General features: G+C 70.4%; 16 protein-coding genes. 2 read left to right on the top strand and 14 right to left on the bottom strand.

From position 1 onward, the window contains the following. Positions 1-61 precede the first annotated feature (61 nt). From HUJ41_RS00290 to hemE, 7 genes are read right to left on the bottom strand one after another with little or no spacing between them, the layout of a single operon-like run. Entirely contained in the window at positions 62-1,426 is a 1,365-nt protein-coding gene (locus HUJ41_RS00290) for a glutamate-1-semialdehyde 2,1-aminomutase (protein WP_179872875.1), read from the bottom strand. Next, a complete protein-coding gene (gene hemB / locus HUJ41_RS00285; RefSeq protein WP_179872874.1) occupies positions 1,423-2,409 on the bottom strand; it encodes a porphobilinogen synthase in 987 nt (328 codons plus the stop codon). The genes HUJ41_RS00290 and hemB overlap by 4 nt, the downstream gene beginning before the upstream one ends. After that, a complete protein-coding gene (hemC, locus tag HUJ41_RS00280) occupies positions 2,406-3,356 on the bottom strand; it encodes a hydroxymethylbilane synthase (protein WP_179873801.1) in 951 nt (316 codons plus the stop codon). Before hemC ends, hemB begins: the two co-directional genes overlap by 4 nt. 26 nt (positions 3,357-3,382) lie before the next feature. Beyond that, a complete protein-coding gene (locus tag HUJ41_RS00275; RefSeq protein ID WP_179872873.1) occupies positions 3,383-4,663 on the bottom strand; it encodes a ferrochelatase in 1,281 nt (426 codons plus the stop codon). Further along, a complete protein-coding gene (hemQ, locus tag HUJ41_RS00270; RefSeq protein WP_179872872.1) occupies positions 4,660-5,325 on the bottom strand; it encodes a hydrogen peroxide-dependent heme synthase in 666 nt (221 codons plus the stop codon). Before hemQ ends, HUJ41_RS00275 begins: the two co-directional genes overlap by 4 nt. Further along, positions 5,322-6,632, bottom strand: a complete 1,311-nt coding sequence (locus HUJ41_RS00265; protein ID WP_179872871.1) for a protoporphyrinogen/coproporphyrinogen oxidase — start codon at positions 6,630-6,632, stop codon at positions 5,322-5,324. Before HUJ41_RS00265 ends, hemQ begins: the two co-directional genes overlap by 4 nt. Then, positions 6,625-7,695, bottom strand: a complete 1,071-nt coding sequence (hemE, locus tag HUJ41_RS00260; protein WP_179872870.1) for a uroporphyrinogen decarboxylase — start codon at positions 7,693-7,695, stop codon at positions 6,625-6,627. Before hemE ends, HUJ41_RS00265 begins: the two co-directional genes overlap by 8 nt. 113 nt (positions 7,696-7,808) lie before the next feature. Here hemE and HUJ41_RS00255 point away from each other — a divergent pair, with 113 nt between their 5' ends. Next, positions 7,809-9,101: a glutamyl-tRNA reductase gene (locus HUJ41_RS00255; RefSeq protein ID WP_179872869.1), complete on the top strand. Its 1,293-nt coding sequence runs from the start codon at positions 7,809-7,811 to the stop codon at positions 9,099-9,101. Here HUJ41_RS00255 and HUJ41_RS00250 read toward each other — a convergent pair. From HUJ41_RS00250 to HUJ41_RS00225, 6 genes are all read right to left on the bottom strand, one after another. Continuing rightward, positions 9,042-9,449 carry a pilus assembly protein CpaE gene (locus tag HUJ41_RS00250; RefSeq protein WP_179872868.1) on the bottom strand — a complete coding sequence of 136 codons (408 nt, stop codon included), beginning with the start codon at positions 9,447-9,449 and terminating at the stop codon, positions 9,042-9,044. The genes HUJ41_RS00255 and HUJ41_RS00250 overlap by 60 nt on opposite strands. Before the next feature lie 90 nt (positions 9,450-9,539). After that, entirely contained in the window at positions 9,540-11,330 is a 1,791-nt protein-coding gene (locus tag HUJ41_RS00245; protein ID WP_179872867.1) for a hypothetical protein, read from the bottom strand. Between the two features lie 174 nt (positions 11,331-11,504). Further along, the gene (locus HUJ41_RS00240) at positions 11,505-13,493 is read right to left on the bottom strand and encodes a hypothetical protein (protein WP_179872866.1); all 1,989 of its coding nucleotides are present in this window, start codon (positions 13,491-13,493) and stop codon (positions 11,505-11,507) included. 12 nt (positions 13,494-13,505) lie between these two features. Then, positions 13,506-14,783: a hypothetical protein gene (locus HUJ41_RS00235; protein WP_179872865.1), complete on the bottom strand. Its 1,278-nt coding sequence runs from the start codon at positions 14,781-14,783 to the stop codon at positions 13,506-13,508. Positions 14,784-15,075: 292 nt separating this feature from the next. Beyond that, complete coding sequence (locus tag HUJ41_RS00230; RefSeq protein ID WP_489137752.1) at positions 15,076-16,014, bottom strand: serine hydrolase; 939 nt, start codon at positions 16,012-16,014, stop codon at positions 15,076-15,078. Continuing rightward, complete coding sequence (locus tag HUJ41_RS00225) at positions 15,978-17,939, bottom strand: M13 family metallopeptidase (protein ID WP_179872863.1); 1,962 nt, start codon at positions 17,937-17,939, stop codon at positions 15,978-15,980. The genes HUJ41_RS00230 and HUJ41_RS00225 overlap by 37 nt, the downstream gene beginning before the upstream one ends. 68 nt (positions 17,940-18,007) lie before the next feature. Between HUJ41_RS00225 and HUJ41_RS00220 the strand changes: the two genes are divergently transcribed. After that, complete coding sequence (locus tag HUJ41_RS00220; protein ID WP_179872862.1) at positions 18,008-19,312, top strand: MATE family efflux transporter; 1,305 nt, start codon at positions 18,008-18,010, stop codon at positions 19,310-19,312. Here HUJ41_RS00220 and HUJ41_RS00215 read toward each other — a convergent pair. Then, the gene (locus HUJ41_RS00215) at positions 19,309-19,482 is read right to left on the bottom strand and encodes a CsbD family protein (RefSeq protein ID WP_179872861.1); all 174 of its coding nucleotides are present in this window, start codon (positions 19,480-19,482) and stop codon (positions 19,309-19,311) included. The genes HUJ41_RS00220 and HUJ41_RS00215 overlap by 4 nt on opposite strands. Positions 19,483-19,638 lie beyond the last annotated feature (156 nt).

The raw sequence follows: 19,638 nt of genomic DNA, 5'->3' as shown, positions 1-19,638 counted from the left end.
CGAACACGCGCCCGCGCGCGGTGGGGCAGTCTGTCGACGCCCATCAGGAGCGCGGCGCCGGTCAGGAGCGCGACGCCGAGGCGGCGGCCCGAGCAGCGGGGGCCGCCGCCTCGAGCACGCGCGCGACTGCCGCGTCGTCGTGCGCGGCGGAGACGAACCACGCCTCGAAGACGCTCGGCGGCAACGAGACGCCGTGGTCGAGCATCCCGTGGAAGAAGGCGGGGTATCGCCACGATTCCTGATCCTGGGCCTCGGCGTAGTTCTGCGGGGCCGTCTCGCGGAAGAAGATCGAGAACTGCGAGCCCGCCCACGCCACCGTGTGCACGACGCCCTCCGCGGCGAGAGCCGACGACAGGCCGTCGCCGATCTGCCGCGCGGCGCTCGTCAGCCGGTCGTAGACGGCCGGGTCGGCCCCCGCGAGCATCGCCGCGCCCGTCGCCGCCGCGACCGGATTGCCGCTCAGCGTGCCTGCTTGGTAGACGGGCCCGAGCGGAGCGAGAAGGTCGAGCACCTCGGCGCGACCGCCGAGACCCGCGAGCGGCAGACCGCCGCCGATGATCTTGCCGAACGTCGTGAGGTCGGCATCGTACGGTGTGCCCTCGCGCTCCTCGAGGCCCCACCAGCCCGCGGCCGTCGCGCGGAACCCGGTCATGACCTCATCGCTGATGAGCAGGGCGCCGTGAGCATGCGCCGTGTCGGCGAGGAGCCGGTTGAAGCCCGGCTTCGGAGGCACGACCCCCATGTTCGCGGCGGCCGCCTCCGTGATGACGGCCGCGATGCGATCACCGTGCGTCGCGAAGACCTCGGCGAGCGCCGCCTCGTCGTTGTAGGGGATCACGATCGTCTGCGCGGCCGTCTCGGGGGTGATGCCCGCCGACCCGGGAATGCCGAGCGTCGCGATGCCCGACCCCGCCTCCGACAGCAGCGAATCGGAGTGCCCGTGGTAGTGGCCGGCGAACTTCACGAGCAGCGGCCGACCGGTCGCCCCGCGCGCCAGGCGGATCGCGGTCATGGTCGCTTCGGTGCCCGTCGAGGTGAGGCGCAGCTTCTCGATACCGCGGCGCTCGGTGCCGTCCGCGGCGGTCAGGGTGAGGCGATCGAGCACGAGCTCGGCGAGGTCGACCTCTCCCGTCGAGACGGCCCCGAACCCGAGGCCGTGATCGACGGCAGCATGGGCGGCCGCGATGACATCGGGATGCGCGTGGCCCAGCAGCGCCGGGCCCCACTGCCCCACGAGGTCGACGTACTGAGTGCCCTCGATGTCGGTCACGTACGGGCCGCGGCCGCTCGCGAGGAAGCGCGGGGTGCCGCCCACCAAGCCGAACGCGCGCACGGGCGAGTTGACACCCCCCGGCGAGACGGCGAGGGCGCGCTCGAAGGCCTCGGCGTTCGTGGCCGAGGTGCGCCCGGAGACGAAGCGGGTCATGACAGGAGTCCCTTCTCGGCGAGGTCGAGCGCCGCGTAGCTGAGGGTCGCGTCCGCGCCGGCCCGGCGCAGCGAGGTGAGCGCCTCGAGCTGAGCGCGGTCGCCGTCGATCCAGCCGTTCTGCGCTGCAGCGGCGATCATGGCGTACTCCCCCGAGACCATGTAGGCCCACACGGGCACCGGGGAGGTGTCGGCAACGCGGCGCAGTACGTCCAGGTACGGCAGCGCGGGCTTGACCATCACGATGTCGGCGCCCTCGTCGATGTCGAGCGCCGCTTCGCGGACGCCCTCGCGGCCGTTGCCCGGGTCGAGCTGATAGGTGCGGCGATCACCCTGCAACGCCGACTCGACCGCATCGCGGAAGGGCCCGTAGAACGCCGAGGCGAACTTGGCCGAGTAGGCGAGCGTTGCGGTGTCGGAGTATCCCGCGGCGTCGAGCGCGTCGCGTACGACGCGCGTCTGGCCGTCCATCATGCCGCTGAGGCCGAGCAGCTGGCTGCCCGCCTCGGCCTGCGCGATCGCCATGGCCGCGTAGCGCTCGAGAGTGGCATCGTTGTCGACCCGGCCCTGAGCATCCAGCACGCCGCAGTGCCCGTGGTCGGTGAACTCGTCGAGGCACAGGTCGGTCTGCACGACGAGACTGTCGCCGACCTCGGCGACGACGGCGCGCGTCGCCACATTGAGGATGCCGTCCGGGTCGGTCGCTCCCGTTCCCGTCGCGTCGCGCGTCGAGGGAACGCCGAAGAGCATGAGCCCACCGAGCCCAGCCTCGGCCGCGCGGGCGGCGAGCGCGCGCACGCTGTCGAGGCTGTGCTGCTCGACGCCCGGCATCGAGCCGATCGGCTGCGGGGCGTTCAGGCCCTCCCGCACGAAGACGGGCAGCACCAGGCGCCGGGCTGCCACCTCCGTCTCGCCGACGAGGCGGCGCAGAGCGGGCGTCGCACGCAGACGGCGGGGGCGGATGCGCGGGCCGAGGCCGCTCATCGCGCACCGCCGAGAGGCGCGAGGTCGGCCGCACCCTGCCGCAGCAGCTCATCGACGACGAGCGCAGCGGCGTCCTCCCCGGGAGTGCGCGTGTCGGCGACGTACAGCGCATGCGCGCTCGAGACCTGCTCGCCCGTCTCGGGCGAGTACACGCGTGCGGCGAGGAAGAGCATGCCGTCATCGAGGAAGGCGTGGGCGCCGAGAGGCGCCGAGCAGCCCGCCTCGAGCAGGCGCAGCACGGCCCGCTCGGCGTCCACGGCCGTGCGCGTGGGGCCGTGGTCGAGGCTCTGCAGGGCGGAGGTGAGGGGGCCGCGCGTGCCGCGACGCACCTCGACCGCCAGGGCTCCCTGCCCCGGGGCGGTCGGCCAGCCATCGATCCCCAGGTGCTCGGTGATGGCATCGTCGCGGCCCAGACGCTCGAGCCCCGCGGCGGCGAGGATGACCGCCTCGAGGTCGGCCGCCACGCCCTCCCGGTCGCCGAGGACGCGCGCGAGCCGGGTGTCCACGTTGCCCCGCAGCTCGACGACCTCGAGCTCGGGGAACCGGCGGCGCAGTTGCGCGCGGCGTCGCGGTGAGCCCGTGCCCACTCGCGCGCCCGGCGCCAGCTCGGCGAGCGGAACCCCGCCCCCGACGACCGCGGCGTCCCGCGCATCCGCGCGCTTCGGCATCGCACCGATGACGAGCTCGCCATGCGGGGTGGTCGGCAGATCCTTGAGCGAGTGCACGACGACGTCGCACTCCCCCGCCAGGAGCGCCTCGCGCACGGCGGTGACGAACACGCCAGCGCCGCCCATGCTCGCGAGCGGCTCTGGCGAGGTGTCGCCGTGCGTCGTGATCGTCACGAGCTCGACCTCGAGGCCCGTACGGGCCGCGATCGAGTCGGCGACGCGCTGCGACTGCGCGAGGGCGAGGGCGCTGCCCCGAGTGCCGAGCCTTATCGGCGCCACGTCGGGTGTCGGCGGTGGGGCGGCCGTCACGGCTGCAACCCCGAGATGGCGGGCTTGTAGCCCGCGCGCACGTTCTCGCAGCAGCCCGGCCGGCACACGTCGTACCAGGGCCCGAGGGTCGTCTCCCGAACGCGCTCGACGGTCGGCGTGCCCCGCAGGCGCTCCTCGATGAGGTCGACGAGCCCGCTCACATAGACGGGGTCGACGCCGGGAGTCGGCACGCGCACGCCCGCCACCCCGTGCTCCTCGCAGGTCTCCATCGCCTCCGTGTCGAGGTCCCACATGACCTCCATGTGGTCGCTCACGAAGCCGACCGGCACCATGACGATCGTCGTCGCGCCCGCGGCAGCGTGCTCGCCGATCGCGTCGTTGATGTCGGGCTCGAGCCAGGGCTGCGTGGGAGGGCCGGACCGGCTCTGGTAGACGAGCTGCCACTCGACCTCAGGCACGTCGGCGCCCTCGTCTCGGAGCGTCGCGAGCGCCCGCTGCATGATGACCTCGCTCACGGCGAGGTGCTGAGCCGCGTAGGCGCCACCCTCGCCCCAGTCGACATCTCGAGGGCCGCTGCGCTCGGCATCGGTGGTCGGGATGCTGTGGGTCGCGAACAGCACACGCGTCGCGGCGAGGTCGGTGCCGGCCGCGAGCAGCTCGCGCAGAGCATCCGCGACGCCCGTCACGAACGGGGCGACGAAGCCGGGCGCATCGAAGAACTGGGCCACCTTGTCGATGCGCACCTGGCCCCACAGGCCCGTCGCGTCGAGGGCCTTCGCGAAGTCCTCGCGGTACTGGCGGCAGCTGGAGAAGCTGCTGTAGGCGCTCGTCGCGAGGCCGAGGATCGTGCGGTGGCCGTCGTCGAAGGCCTGCTGCAGGGCCTGGGGCAGATAGGGATCCCAGTTGCGATTGCCCCAGTAGATCGGCATCCCCAGGCCCCGACGATCAGCCTCGGCCTGCAGCGCCGCCTGCAGCTGGCGGTTCTGCTCGTTGATGGGGCTCACCCCGCCGAAGTGGCGGTAGTGGTGCGCGACCTCCTCGAGGCGCTCGTCGGGGATGCCGCGCCCGCGCGTGACGTTGCGCAGGAACGGGATGACGTCGTCCTGACCCTCGGGGCCGCCGAAGCCGGCGAGGATCACGGCGTCGTAGGCGACGGGCGCCTCGACGCGCCCGGGCACGGCGAAGGCCTGCGCCGTGTCGGTCGCGGCGCGCGCGAACTGCTCGCCCTCGTAGTGGCCGTCGGCCAGGTCGACCACCACGGCCTTGCCGTCCGGTCCGAGACCGTTGTTCGAGATGTTCGATGAACTCAGCGTCATCGCAGAACCTCCAGGATCTGGGCGTCGAGCTCGGCATCGTCGAGCCTGCGGCCGGTGTAGAACGGCACTTCTTCACGCACGTGCCGGCGAGCCTCCGTGTAACGGAGGTCGCGCATCATGTCGACGAGGTCGAGCAGCTCGTCGCTCTCGAGACCGAGCAGCCACTCGTAGTCGCCGAGGGCGAAGCTCGCGACCGTGTTGGCGAGCACGCCGGTGAAGGCGCTGCCTTTGCGGCCGTGCTCGGCGAGCATGTCGCGCCGCTCCTCGTCGGGCAGCAGGTACCACTCGTACGACCGCACGAACGGGTACACGCACAGCCAGGTCTTGGGCTCCTTGCCGAGCATGAAGGCGGGCGCGTGGCTGCGGCTGAACTCGGCCTGCACGTGCACCCCCATGGCGTTCCACGTCGGCAGAAGCCCGCTCAGCAGCTCGGCGCGGCGCAGGGTCCGCACCGCCGACTGCAGCGCCTCGGGGTCGGCGCCGTGCAGCCACAGCATGATGTCGGCGTCGGCGCGCAGGCCGCTCACGTCGTAGACGCCGCGCACCGTCACTCCTCGTTCGGTGACGGCGGCCACGGCGTGCGCGACGCCGCCGCCGCTCGCGGGGCGGGCGGCATCCCGTCGCAGGACGACGTAGAGGGTGTAGGCGAGGGTGTCGCTCACGGCTGCAGCTCCTTCATGGTGCGCTGGGTGTGGTCGATGATGGCGGCGAGCCCGGTTCCGGCGACCTGCTCACCGACGATCGGGATGCTCCCGCTCGCCTCGATGCGGCCGGCCCGGTGCCACGTGGTCACCGTCGAGCCGACGATGCTCGCAGCGGGCAGAGCGAAGCCGAGCAGTCTGCCCGCGTCCTCGCGGGCCTGGTCGACGGTCGCATCGTGCTCGTAGCTCAGGCGCAGCACCTCACGGCCGTGGGCGGCTGTGCGCACCCACTCCCACTTCGCGGTGAGGTGCGTGAGGGCTCGGGCGCGCACGCTCGAGCCTCGGGCGACGAGCACGCCGGTGCCGCGGGGCGCCTCGGCGAGAGCATCTCTGCCGCCGAGAGCATCAGCGTCGACGACGAGCGTCACGAGGTGGGTCGCGGTGCGCGTACCGGCGCCGACGAGGCCGGGTGCTGCGACGACGACCCGCCCCTCGAGCTGCTCGCCGTCGTGATCCGGGTCGTCTGTGGCGAGCACGACGCGATCGTCGTGCACCTCGGCGACTCGCGTGCCGTAGTGCACGGGCACGCCGAAGCGGTCGAGTTCGGCGAGCAGCGCCTCCACGAGCACGCTCATGCCGCCCTCGAGGCCCGCGACGAGACTGCCCGCGGGGGCGTCGATGCGCAGCCGGGCGACGGCGCGGCCGAGCGAGTTCTCTCGCAGGAGGTGGTGCGCGAGCCCGGGCACGGCGCCGAGCGGGAGGTCGTCGGGGTGCCGCGAGTGGATGCCCTCGACGACGGGCGCGACGAGCTTCTCGAGGATGCCGTCACCCATGCGGCGGCGCACGAGCTCGCCGACGGTGGCGGACTTCGCGCCGACGGGCCCGGGTAGCACCGTGTCGAGCATCCCGCGCCAGGCATCGCGCCGCCCGACGATGCTCACGACGTCCGCCGCGAGCGGGGCGGACGGGATGCCGAGGAGGCTCACAGCGGGCAGCCGCGCCGCGCGGTCTTCAGCGCTGTGCAGCCACGCCCCCCGGTCGTCCGGGCTCACGATGCGGTGCTCGAGGTCGAGTCTCGCGAGATAGTCGCGCACGATGCCACCGCGCGTCGCGAACGATTCGGCGCCGGAATCGAGGCGGATGCCGGCGACCTCGTGGGCTCGCACCTGGCCTCCGGCGACCGCGTCGGCCTCGAGAACGCGCACGGTGAAGCCCTGCAGCACGAGCTCGCGAGCGGCGACGAGGCCCGCGACACCCGCGCCGACGACGATCGCGGCGGGCGGCGCCCCCGCGACGGGAGCGCGCTCGCTGGGGCTCGGGTCAGTCATGCTCGGGTCGGTCGCCGTGCACGTGGGCGACGAGGCGCGTGAGCGTGTCTGGGTCGGTCTCCGGGGGCACGCCGTGCCCGAGGTTGAGCACGTGGGCGGGCGCGCGGCGGCCTCGCTCGAGCACGTCGTCGGCGTGCGCGGCGAGCACGCTCCACGGAGCGGTGAGCAGGGCGGGGTCGATGTTGCCCTGCAGGGGCATCGCGTGGTCGAACGCCGCGCTCGCCTCATCGAGCGGCAACCGCCAGTCGATGCCGATCGCGTCGACGCCGAGGGCGGCTATCTGCGGCAGGATGCGATCGGTGCCGAGACCGAAGTGCACGCGGGGCACGTCGAGCCCGCGCAGGTGGTCGAGGGCGCGCTTCGAGTGCGGCGCGACGCGGCGCTGGTAGTCGGCGCGCGAGAGCGACCCGACCCAGGAGTCGAAGAGCTGCGCGGCGCTCGCGCCCGCCTCGACCTGCGCACGCAGGAACATGCCCGTGACGTCGGCGCACCAGTTGAGCAGCGTCGCCCACGTGTGCGGGTCGCTGTGCATGAGCGCACGCGCCCTGATCTGGTCCTTCGAGGGTCCGCCCTCGATGAGGTACGAGGCGAGCGTGAAGGGGGCGCCGGCGAAGCCGATGAGCGGCGTGGCGCCGAGCTGCTCGACGGTGAGGGCGACGGCCTCGCGCACGGGGTCGAGCGCGGCGGGGTCGAGGGGGCGCAGCGCGAGCACATCGGCGGCCGATCGCACAGGATGCTCGAGCACCGGCCCCCGCCCCGCGACGATGCTCACCTCGACTCCGGCAAGCAGCACGGGCACGACGATGTCGCTGAAGAAGATGCCGGCGTCGACGCCGTGGCGCCGCACGGGCTGCAGGGTGATCTCGCTCGCGAGCTCGGGCGTCAGGCACGCCTGCAGCATGTCGCCGCGCGCGCGCAGCTCACGGTACTCGGGCAGGGATCGCCCGGCCTGCCGCATGAACCACACGGGGGTTTGCTCCGGTCGGTCGCCGCGGTAGGCGCGTACGAGGGCGGAATCGGTCGTGCGACCGTCGACGAGGGGGTGGGTGGGGCGCAGAGGCACCCGACCAGGATAGGCGGCCTGGAGTGTGAACTCGCTGTTCTGAGGCACCCTCGGCAATACCCCCTGGGGGAATGTCAGGGTTCGTCGGCTCACGCGCCGTAGGATGGGTCCTCGTGCTCCTCTGCATCACCGCTCACCACCGCAACACGTCGTTCGAGCTCCTCGAACGACTCGCGGTCGACGCCGCCGAACTCTCTCGGTCGGTGCACGATGCGCACCCCGCGATTCGCGGCGCGGTGTCGATCGCGACGTGCAATCGGCTCGAGGTCTACCTGGATGTGGACGCGCCCGATCTTCTCGCGCGCGAGCTCGCGCAGCGCTCGGTGCTCGGTGCACTCGAATCGCTCGCCGGTGTGGAGGAGGCCGCGGTAGCGCAGAACGCCGAGCTTCTCGACGGCGCCGGCGCCGTGCACCACTTGTTCTCGGTTGCCGCCGGTCTCGAGTCGGTCGCCGTCGGCGAGGAGGAGATCGCCGGTCAGGTGAAGCGCTCGGCGCAGCTCGCGCGCGAGGCGGGCACCACCACTCCCACGCTCGACCGGGCCTTCCAGGAGGCGACGCGCACCGCACGAGCGGCGCGGGCCAAGGGCGATGCGAGCCGCACCGGTCGGTCTCTCGCCCGGCTCGCGCTCGACCTCGTGGGCAGCCGCCTCTCCGACTGGGGCGGCGTGAACGTGCTGCTCGTCGGCACCGGCCAGTACGCGGCGACGACGGTCGCCGCACTGCGCGAACGCGGCGCCGATCGCATCCGCGTGTACTCGCCGAGCGGCCGCGCGCAGGTCTTCGCGGCCCGCACGGCCAGCGATCCCACCAACGACCTGGGCGCTTCCCTCATCTGGGCTGATGTCGTCGTGACCTGCACGGCGCGCCTGTCGATCGGGGTGGAGGACGTACCTGCGGACGCCCGGTGCTTCATCGTCGATCTGGGCCTGCCCCGCAACGTCGATGCGGCAGTCGGCGAGCTCGAGGGGGTGACGCTTCTCGACCTTGAGACGATCCGCGTGCACGCGCCGCTCGTCCACTGGTCCGCCGAAGAGGATGCCCGGGGCGTCGTCGATGCCGCCGCTCACTCGTTCGTGTCCGACGCTGCCGTCCAGCCCGCCGTCGTGGCGCTGCGCCAGCACGTTCTCGAGCTCGTCGACGGCGAGATCGCCCGCGCACGAGCGCGCGGTGACGACGGGAGGGTCGAGGAGGCCCTGCGTCACCTCACGAGCGTGTTCCTCCACACCCCGTCGATCATGGCGCGACGCCACGCGGCCGCCGGGCGGGCAGAGGCGGTGGCCGACGCGGTCGAGACGCTGTTCGGTCTCGAGGTGGGCGCGGAGCGCTCCCGAAGCGCGCCGCGGCCCTCAGGGGCGGAGTCCCTCGAGCAGGGCGAGCAGGGCGAGGCCGTAGGCCTCGGGCGCTGAGACGCTCTCGAACTCGGTGAGCTCGCCATCGAGCTGGATCGTCACGCGGTAGCCATCGTCGACGACCTCGAGCGAGCGGAAGGCCGTTCGCAGCAGGTCGCGCAACTGATCCTCGTGGGGGAGCCACAGGGTGTCGCCGAGGTCGACGGAGTCGAGCGCCCACTCGGTCGTGCCGTTGAAGCCGAGCACGGTGCCGGAGGGGTAGTCGTGCGCCTCGATCGTGAGCTCGCTCACCGTGAAGACGTCGGCGTCGAGCTCGTGCCGGTCGATGTGGAATCGGTCGCCCGACCGGGGCGTCCAGGAGAGCCCAGCGTCGCGCAGTCTCCTCGCGAGTCCGGTGCTGATCATGCCTCTAGCGTGACAGCACGAACCGGGTGCCGCCTGGAGGGCGACACCCGGTTCGTGGTGCTGTGCGTCAGTGACTGCTAGGCGTTGTTCCTAGGCCTCCACGCGACGGCGTGCGACGACCATGCCCATGCCGGTGAGGGTGATGAGCAGTGCCGCGAGCCCGAAGGCACCCGTGAGGTCGCTCGCTCCCGTGTAGGCCAGCGTCTCGAGCTCACCGCACTCGTCGGCGTCCTGACCGGCTACGGCGACCGCGAAGACGTCGCTCGTGCCACTGTCGTTGACGCTGTCGTTCGGGTCCGTCACGACGGCGGTCACGACATAGCTGCCAGCGGGAACCTGAGTTGTCTCCTCAGTGAGCTCCTGCTCGTTCTCACCCTCGTAGTCGATGAAGTAGCGCACCGGCGTGGGGTTCTCGACCGACCCGGCCGGGAACGTGACCGTGATCGAGCCGCTCACGACGTCGAAGGGTCCGCAGACCTCGTCCGTGGTGGAGACCGAGGCGGGCCAGTTCGGGAAGGTCGGGAAGTCGAAGTCGCACTCCTCAGCGTCGACGCCCTCGACCGTGACCGGGAACTCCGCGCTCGTACCGCTGTCGTTGACGCTGTCATTGAGGTCGGTGACCACAGCAGTGACGACATAACTGCCCGCCGGCACCACCGTCGACTCCTGGGTGAGCTCCTGCTCGTCCTCACCCTCGTAGTCGATGAAGTACCGGATCGGGTTCGGGTTCTCCTCCGAGCCCTCCGGGAACACGACGTTGATCGCGCCGTCGGTCACGGAGAACTGCACGCACTGCTCATCCGTCACCGTCACCGATGCCGGCCAATTCGGGTAGGAGGGCAGATCAGTGCACGCCGCCGCGTCGACGCCCTCGACCGTGACCGGGAACTCCGCGCTCGTACCGCTGTCGTTGACGCTGTCATTGAGGTCGGTGACCACAGCAGTGACGACATAACTGCCCGCCGGCACCACCGTCGACTCCTGGGTGAGCTCCTGCTCGTCCTCACCCTCGTAGTCGATGAAGTACCGGATCGGGTTCGGGTTCTCCTCCGAGCCCTCCGGGAACACGACGTTGATCGCGCCGTCGGTCACCGTGTAGTCGACGCACGCCTCATCGGTCACGGTCACCGATGCCGGCCAGTTGGGGAACGTCGGCAGGTCAGTGCAGTCCTCGGTGAACTCGTTGATCGTCGCGTTCTGGTTGAGTGGCGTCGCGGTGTACAGATCACCGGAGTCCGCATCGACGCCGGCGACGGTGTAGTCGCCAGCGGGTAGAGCGGCGGTACGACCGGTGGTCCCGTCGAACGCCACGGGGTTGCCCGACTCGTCCTCGATCGAGTAAGTGACTCCCGGCACGGTGAGGTCGACCGTGATGTATCCGCCCGCCACGGCCTCATCGACGCAGCTGTACTGCGTCGCCGTCGCGCTCGGGGTGACCGGCGTCGGCTGCGGAGTCGACACGATGCGGAAGCCCGTGTGTGAGATGTCGTGCCCCGTCTGCGCCGAGAAGTCGTAGGTCGTACCGGCGAACGCCGACGTATCGACGCCCGCGACCAGGGTCGAGCCCTTGACGCAGAAGTCCACGTCGTACTGGGCGTTGAGTGTCCACGTGAAGCTCGCGCCGTTCCAGGACACCGATCCCCAATCGGCGGAGTAGGTGCCCGAGGGCGCGTTCATCGCGTCGGGCTTGGTGTAACCCGCGCCGTCGCACGTCAGGCCGTTGTCGTCGGTGAGGGTGACACCGGTCACGGTAGGCAGGTCATCGACCGTGGCTCCACCGCCATTGTGGTCGGCGAAGGCGGCGCCAGCGCCGCCGAGACTCATGCCGAGTGCGACGACTGTGGCCGTCGCAGCCGCGAGGATACGCTGTCGAGTTCTCATGATCTTTGCTCCTGAAGGGTGAGGAGGAGCCTCGCGCGTCGGGTACGGCGTGTGAGGTTCGGGTGGGTTGTAGCGGGTACTGCTGGGATATTCAGTTGTGGGGGTGATGCAACCCGGCGCGACAGACCGTTTTCGGGTCGGTCCGGCACGCCGGGCTGCGCTGTGGTCGCGGGGCTATTCCACGAGCTGGCGTCGAAGCACGAAGCCGAGCCCCGCGAGGATGATGATGACCGCGCCGATACCGACTCCGGTCACGGCGTTGCTCGCCCCGGTGATCGCGAGCGTCGGCAGGTCGCAGTCGCTCTCGTCAGCGGCCCCGATCGTGAGGGGGAAGCTCACGGGGTCGCTGCCGGAATCGTTGAGGCTGTCCTCCGGATCGGTGAGCACGGCTGTCACGACGTAGTCACCGTCGGGCAGCGTGGTGGTCTCCGCGGTGAGTTCCTGCTCAGCGTCCGTGCCGTAGGCGAGGTAGTAACGCACCGGGTTCGGGTTCTCCTCCGGACCGGTCGAGAACTGCACGGTGATCGATCCGCTCGTCACGCCGAAGGGCGTGCAGACCTCGTCGGTCGCCGTCGCGCTTGCCGGCCAGTTGGCGAGCTCGGGCAGCTGGCAGCCGTCCGGGTAGGTGTTGAACGTGCGCTCGAGCGGTGCCGGCTGGTCGGGGGCGAGCACATAGCCGGGGTTAGCGACCGGCGTCGCGAGGACGTAGTCGCCCGGGTTCGCGGCGAACGTCTTCGACACCTCGTTCTCGCCGAAGGCGACCTCGAAGGGCTCGTCGTCATTGACCGTCACCCAGTAGGTGAGGCCCTCGACGAAATAGAGCGCGTAGGTCGCCGTGAGGCACGTGTCGACGTACTCGAACGGGTCGACGACGGGCAGCTGCTCGCACAGCTCCTCGTTGGGACCCTCGAGAGTGCCCGTGAAGGTCAGCGTCTTGCCGTCCGTCGAGACCTCGCGGCCCTCCGCATCGACGTCGGGGCTCTGGTCGAACGTCGTGTTGGCTCCGACCGCCGTGAAGACGACCGTGTAGTCACCGTTCTCCTCCACCGTCGTCTCGTCGATCGAGGCGAGCTCGGAGTCGAACAGGAAGCCGTCGACGTCGAGTGCCTGCGACTCGAGGCACGTGGCGTCGGTGAAGGCCAGGAACGCATTCGTCACGGGCAGGACGCACTCGTCCTCGCCGAGCGCCGGAGCAAGATCCCCGGTGGCCATGAGGGTCCGCGTCCCGTTGCTGAACAGGCTGCCCTCGGGAGCCGTGAACAGTACCTCGAAGGCGCCGCTTGTCGCCCCGTCGTCGATGACCGACCAGGTGACACCGTCGGAGAATGAGAATCCGGACTCATCCAGCGTCTCACCGCTGAAGCACGACGGGTCGGTGGTGTCCACTGAGGCAGTCGCGACGCCGCAGTTCTCGGTCGAGGACGTGACCTCGACGTCGAACGGTGAGGAGCCGGTGGCGAGCTCGAGGCCGTCCTCGGCCACAGCGGTCACGGTGTAGGTGTCGGCCGAGAGGCCCGTGAGAGTCGCGCCGGGAGCGAAGGTGCCCTCGATGCCCTCCACGGAGTAGCTGGCGATGCCGTCGACGTCTCCGAAGACGATCGTGCCGTTGCCGTCGAGGCAGGTCTCAGGGGTCGGCGTGGCCGTGGGGGTCACGGGGCACTCGACGTACTCGCCGAGGTCGTAGGTCCAGCCGCCCTCGGGGTAGTCCTTCAGGATGTAGGGGAAGGAGGCGTGCGCGGTGACGGTGAACTCGCCCTCGCGAGCAGCCTCGACGTCGACGATGTCGCCGTCCGCATTGCGGACGGTGTACGAGACGTAGGGGTTGTCGTCAGGCAGAGAGATCGAGCCGTATGTTCCGCACTCGACGATGTAGCTCACGGTCGGCGCGATCGGGGTTTCCGCGTTGCACCCGGGATCGGTGTAGGTGTAGGTCGGGTTCGGGCCGTCGAACCCCATGTTGTGCAAGAAGCGCTCTTCGAAGTCCCACGGCGTCACGCCCTCGGGCCATGCGGGCTGGTTGGGCCCGTTGAGCAGCGGGGAGGGGTTCGGGAAGGCGGTGCGCGAAGCGTAGATGTCGCCCTGGCCGCAGTCGACCGGAATGCCGTACTCGTACTCGCCGACCTCCGTGATCGCGACACCGTCGTTGATCTCCTCGGAGTCCACGAGAGTCTGCGTTCACAGGGACGTGGGGCTGTTGAAGGCCCACGCGGCTGCGGTCACGTAGAGCGGCGCGCACAGCTGGTCGGTGTAGTCGTCACCGGCGGGCTGGGTGACGGTGACGACGCCCGAGTTGGTGCTGGCGTCGTACGTGTACGAGATGTACTCGTCGGGGATGCACTCGGGCGGCGCCGGGCAGTCGGTGGGTTCCAGGAATCCGAACGTCCACTCGGTCTGCGTCTCCGCCGCGAAGCCGTAGTCGTCGCTGGAGGTCTCAGCGCGCACATCGACGGTCTGGGCGCTCGTCACGGGGTACGTGCCGTGCGGCGTCTCGGCGTACTCGCCACCGTCGATCGAGACGAACCAGACGACGCCCTCGACATCGCCGAGCGTGTAGGAGCCATCGGTGTCGCACGTCAGCTGCTGCATGGAGGCCGTCGGCACGACGAGCTCGTCCGTGGGCAGGTCGCCGCACGTGACGAACTCGAGCTCGTCGCGATCCTGGTTGAAGTACGTGCTGTTGAACTGCACCCACTCGATCGTCCAGGTGCCGGTGAAGTACTGCCCGTACTCGAATCGCAGAACACCCGAGTCGAGCTCCTCCTGCGAGATGGGAATCTTCACGTCGTCGATGCCGAAAGCGGCCGCGAACTTGAGGTATGCGTGGAATCCGGAAGTGCTGTCCGGGTCGCCGTTCGCGAGCTTGTTGTCGTTGATCTCGAGGTTGATCTGACCCTCGACCCCGTTGTACACGACGTCGACGTTGATGTGGTCCGCGCCGTTCAGCGGCCGCTGCGTCTCGTAGCTGATCTCGACGCAGTCGACGATCATCGTCGGTTCCGGTGTCGAGACAATGCGGTACCCGACGTGAGAGGTGCCGTGCCCCGTCTGCGACTTGAAGTCGAACGAGGAACCGTCATATGCGCTCGAGTCGATGCCCGCGACGATCGTCGACCCCTTCACGCAGAAATCAACGTCATAGCCGGGCGTGAGAGTCCAGTTGAAGGCTCCGTTCTGGGTCCACGTCGCAGAGCCCCACGGTGCGGTGAACGTGCCGCTGCTCGCGTTCATCGCCCCAGGCTTCTGATAACCGGCCTTGTCGCACGTGAGCCCGTTCTCCTGGGTGAAGGTGACTCCGGCGATCGTCGGCAGCGATGAGGACGGCGGCGTGGCCATCGCGGGCGTGACGCCGCCTACGGCGAGTCCGAGGCCGACGATGACCGCGGTGGCTCCGGCGAGGATGCGCCGACGCAGCGAGGTGGCACGTTCGGCACGGCGGGTTGCTTTACGAGACATGGTGGTGCGCTCCTGGGGGGTTGGAGCCTCACGCCGCGGGGGTGCGCGGCGCAGGGTGCTTCGGGTTCCGGCTGCTCGAGTCGACGGCACCGAGATCCGGGGAGATCATCGGCACCGACCGGAGCGGTCGGGTTCGGGTGTTCGGGTTGAGATATTCGGGTTGTGTCTCGACCCTGCGTCAACGTCGGGTGGGCGCAGTTCGAGGCCGATAGGAGACTACTCGGTCCGCCCTTTGGGGGACAGCCTGAACAGACTTGTCTACCCCAGGACTGGGGAGAGGCATGATGAAACCTCAGTGCACGTACTCGAGCAGGTCGAGCCCGAAGGTGCGCAGGGCGTCGATCACGCGCAGTCGCCGACCCAGGTCGGTGTCCTCGAAGTGCACGGACACCGCGTAGGAGACCCCGGCGCGCGGGCCCCGCAGAACACCCGCCTCCGAGCGCACGCCTGCGTCCGTGCCGGTCTTGTTGACCATCCAGGTGTTGTGCTCGACGCCTCGGTGCGCCAGCGGGTCTCGCCCGAACGACCCCGCGACGAGGGAGAGGTCGGCATTGAGCGAGAGCCACCCGAGCACCCGTTGACTCGTCTCCTCGTCGACGATGTGGCCGTGGGCGAGAGCGTGGAAAAGCCACGCGAGTTCGGCGGTCGAGCCCACGGAGAGCTGCGGAGCGTGGTCGGGGCCGCGTTCGTCGCGCACCCGATCGAGCAGCGCCGTGCGGGCGAGCCCGAGCTTCTCCGAGCGCGCGCGCACCGCCGGCAGGCCGATCTGGCGCAGCAGCGCGTTCGTCGCGAGATTGTCGCTCGTCGCCCCCACGAGCGCCGCCAGATCGCCGAGCGGGAAGGCTGGCGCCTGCAGATGCCGCCAGAGTCCGCTGTCTGCCACCGCGTCGCCGTCGACGCGGTCGATGATCGCGAAGTCCGAGACCGAGCGCTCCGTGAGACGCGCGCTCACCTCGATGAGCAGCAGGATCTTGCCGACGGAGGCGGTGGGGAGGACGATGCGCTCGTCGACGGCGAAGACGCTCCCGCCTGTCGCGAGATCGCTCACGGCAACCGAGACCCTCGCACCTTCGAGAGCGACGGCCCCGAGGGCACGGTACGACGCTCGAAACCCCGGCTCCCTCTGATCCGCCCGGTGGCGCGCCGCCGGAGGGGAGCCCGCGTGGGCTCCCGGCGTGCGCGTCAGGGGCAGATCTACCAAATGGTCACGCGCTCCTCGGGGGCGAGCCACAGAGCATCCGCGGGGGTGACGTCGAACGCATCGTAGAAGGCGTCGATGTTGCGCACGATCTGGTTGCAGCGGAACTCGTTCGGAGAGTGCGGGTCGATGGAGAGCAGGCGCAGTGCCTCCTCCGGCCGGATGGCGATCTGCCACGCCTGGGCCCAGGAGAGGAAGAATCGCTGAGCTGCCGTGAGGCCATCGATCACCGGGGGCACCGCGCCGTCGAGCCACAGCAGGTAGGCCTTCCATGCGATGCCGAGACCGCCGAGGTCGCCGATGTTCTCACCGATGGTGAGGGCGCCGTTCACGTGGTGGCCGGGGGTCTCCCGCGGCTCGAGCGCGTCGTACTGACCGATGAGGGAGGCGGTTCTCTTCTCGAAGGCGGCGCGATCCTCCTCCGTCCACCAGTCGAGCAGCCGGCCGTCGCCGTCGTAGCGCGAGCCCTGGTCGTCGAAGCCGTGCCCGATCTCGTGCCCGATGACCGCGCCGATCGCGCCGAAGTTGGCCGCAGCATCCCGCTCGGCGTCGAAGAAGGGGTACTGCAGGATGGCAGCGGGGAAGACGATCTCGTTCATGCCGGGGTTGTAGTACGCGTTGACGGTCTGCGGGGTCATGAACCATTCGTCACGGTCGATGGGCTTGCCCACCTTGCCGAGCTCGCGCTGGAACTCGAACTCGCCCGCCGCACGCACGTTCGCGAGCAGATCGTCTGGTGAGATCTCCAACGAGCCGTAGTCGCGCCAGCGCACGGGGTAGCCGATCTTGGGGGTGAAGCGCTCGAGCTTCTCGAGAGCCTTCTCGCGCGTGGCCGGGGTCATCCACTCGAGAGTCGTGATGCTCTGCCGATAGGCCTCCACGAGCGTCGCCACGAGGGCGTCCATCTCCTGCTTCGCCTCGGGGCGGAAGTGCCGCTCGACATAGGCGGCGCCGACCGCCTCGCCCATCGCTCCTTCGACGAGGCCGACGCCGCGCTTCCAGCGCGCCCGCTGCTCCTGCGCTCCCGTGAGGGTGCGGCCGTAGAAGTCGAAGTTCGCCTCGACGAACGCCGCCGAGAGGTAGGGGGCGAAGGACCGCACGATCGACCAGCGCAGCCAGTCCTGCCACTGCTCGAGCGGGCGCCCGGTCAGCTCGGCCGCGAGGCCGGGGGTGTAGTCGGGCTGGCGCACGACGACCTCGGCGAGCGCCGTCGCCGGAATCCCGTAACCCTCGCGCCACGCGTCGAGGGCGACTCCCTCGGCCGCACCGGCCCACTCGGCCCACGTGCGCAGGTTGTAGGTCGCCTGAGCGTCGCGGTTGCGCACGTTGTCCCAGTGGTGGCCGGCGAGCGCGGTCTCGAGCGACATGACGCGCTCGGCACGGGCGGCCGGGTCGTCGAGGCCCGCGAGCGCGAGCATCCTCTCGATGTGGGCGAGGTAGGCGGTGCGCGTCGCCTCGTGCGCGTCGACGCGGTAGTAGGACTCGTCAGGCAGCCCCAGCCCGCCCTGCTCGACGAGCACGATGTAGCGCTCGGGGTCTCCCGGATCGGTGTCGACGAACAGCTGGACGAAGCCTCGGGCACCCTGCCGCTCGAGGCTCCCCGTCGTCGCGAGAAGGCCCTCGAGATCGGCCACCGCTTCGACCTGCGCGAGCAGAGGCTCCAGCGGGGCGGCGCCGAGCGCCTCGATGCGCTCCTCGTCCATGAAGCTCGAGAACAGATCGCCGACCTTGCGTTCGGGAGTGCCGGGCTCGGCGAGCTGCGCCTCCTCGATGATCGTGCGCACCGCCTTCTCCGCCTCCTCCGCGAGGATCATGAACGAGCCGTAGCGGGCCTTGTCGGCGGGAATGGGCGTGCGCGCCTGCCACAGCCCGTTCACGTGACGGAACAGGTCGTCCTGCGGTCGGATGTCTGGGTCGAGTTCTGCGCGGTCGATGCCGCTGGCGGAGGCGTCAGTCACGAGGATTGAGCGTAGTCGCGCTCGCCTTGGCAGACCATGACGAATATCGCCGGCGGTAGCGTGAGGGCGTGCGCGCCTCCCGAGCTCTCGACCGCGACATCGTGCGGCTCGCGCTCCCCTCGCTCGGTGCGCTCGTGGCCGAGCCCCTCTTCGTGCTGACCGATACGGCGATGGTCGGCCACCTCGGTGCCGAGCCGCTTGCGGGTCTCGGGCTCGCGAGCACGATCCTGCAGACCGCGATCGGCCTGCTCATCTTCCTCGCCTACGCGACGACGCCCATCGTGGCGCGGAGGATCGGTGCGGGAGACGAGCGCGGCGCGCACGCGGCCGGCGTGGACGGCCTGTGGCTCGCGCTCGGGCTCGGGGTGGCGCTGCTGCTGGTCATGCTGCCGCTGAGCCCCTGGCTCGTCGGGCTCTTCGGCGCGGAGCCCGCGGTCGCGACGTCGGGCGGGCAGTACCTCGCTGTCGCGTGGTGGGGCATCCCGGGCATGCTCCTCGTGCTCGCCGCGACAGGGGCGCTGCGCGGACTGCAGGAGGTGCGCATTCCCCTCTTCGTGGCCGCAGTGGGTTTCGGCGCGAACATCGCCCTCAACGCCGTGCTCATCTACGGGCTCGGTCTGGGCATCGTCGGCTCGGCGATCGGCACCGTCATCGCGCAGTGGGGCATGGCGATCGTGCTCGTCGCGGCGGTGGTGCGCCGCGCCCGGGCCGCGACGGCGCCCCTGCGCCCGAGTCGCGTCGGCCTGCTCGCTGCTGCGCGGGCCGGCTCGTGGCTGCTCGTGCGCACCCTGAGCCTGCGCATCGCCCTCGTCGCCACCGTCGTCGTCGCCACCTCGCTCGGCACGGTCGAGCTCGCGGCGACCCACGTCTGGTTCGCGCTCTACGCGCTCCTCGCGCTCGCGCTCGACGCCCTCGCGATCGCGGGTCAGGCGCTCATCGGGCGCGGTCTCGGCGCTGCCGACGTGCCGCGCGTCCACGCGATCACCCGGCGGCTCGTCGGCTGGGGGCTCGTCGTCGGCCTCGCGCTCACGGGGGTGCTCCTCGCGAGCATCCCCCTCCTGCAGGTCGCGATGACCTCCGATGCCGCGGTGCGGGATGCCCTGCCGCTCGCCGTCGCGATCCTCGCGCTCGGCCTGCCGCTCGCCGGAGTGGTGTTCGTGCTCGACGGCGTGCTCATCGGCGCCGGTGACGGGCGGTATCTCGCCCTCACGGGCGTGCTCAACCTGGCGGCCTATGCGGCGGTGCTCCCGCTCGTGACCTCGCTCGAGCTGCTTCTGGGGGCGTTCACGCTCGTGTACCTGGGCGCCCGCGCCCTCACTCTGGGAATGAGGGCGCGCGGCACAGGATGGATCGTGACGGGACTCACGACCTAGTTCTTGAAGGCGTCCTTGGCCTCTTCACCGGCCTGCTTGAGGTTGGCCTTCGCCTGGTCGGCCTTGCCTTCCGCTTCGAGCTGCTCGTCGTCGGTGAGCTTGCCCGCGGCTTCCTTGGCCTTGCCGCCGAGTTCTTCGCCCTTGTTCTGCGCCTTGTCGTCGATTCCCATGGTGAACCTCTCTTCGTGTCGTGGAGCGTTCGTGCGGACCACTGTCACGTTTCCACCGAGCGTCGAATCGCGGCACCCCCTTGACAGTGCAGGTGTGAGGTGTTCCGCGCCGAGCGCGGTAAGGCACCGCTGGTAGCGTCATCTCTCGACCTGCGC

It is taken from the genome of Microcella indica (genome assembly GCF_013414345.1).
Taxonomy (GTDB): domain Bacteria; phylum Actinomycetota; class Actinomycetes; order Actinomycetales; family Microbacteriaceae; genus Microcella; species Microcella indica.
The sequence above is the reverse complement of the archived record's forward strand: the minus strand, read 5'-3'. Positions and strand labels throughout refer to the sequence as shown.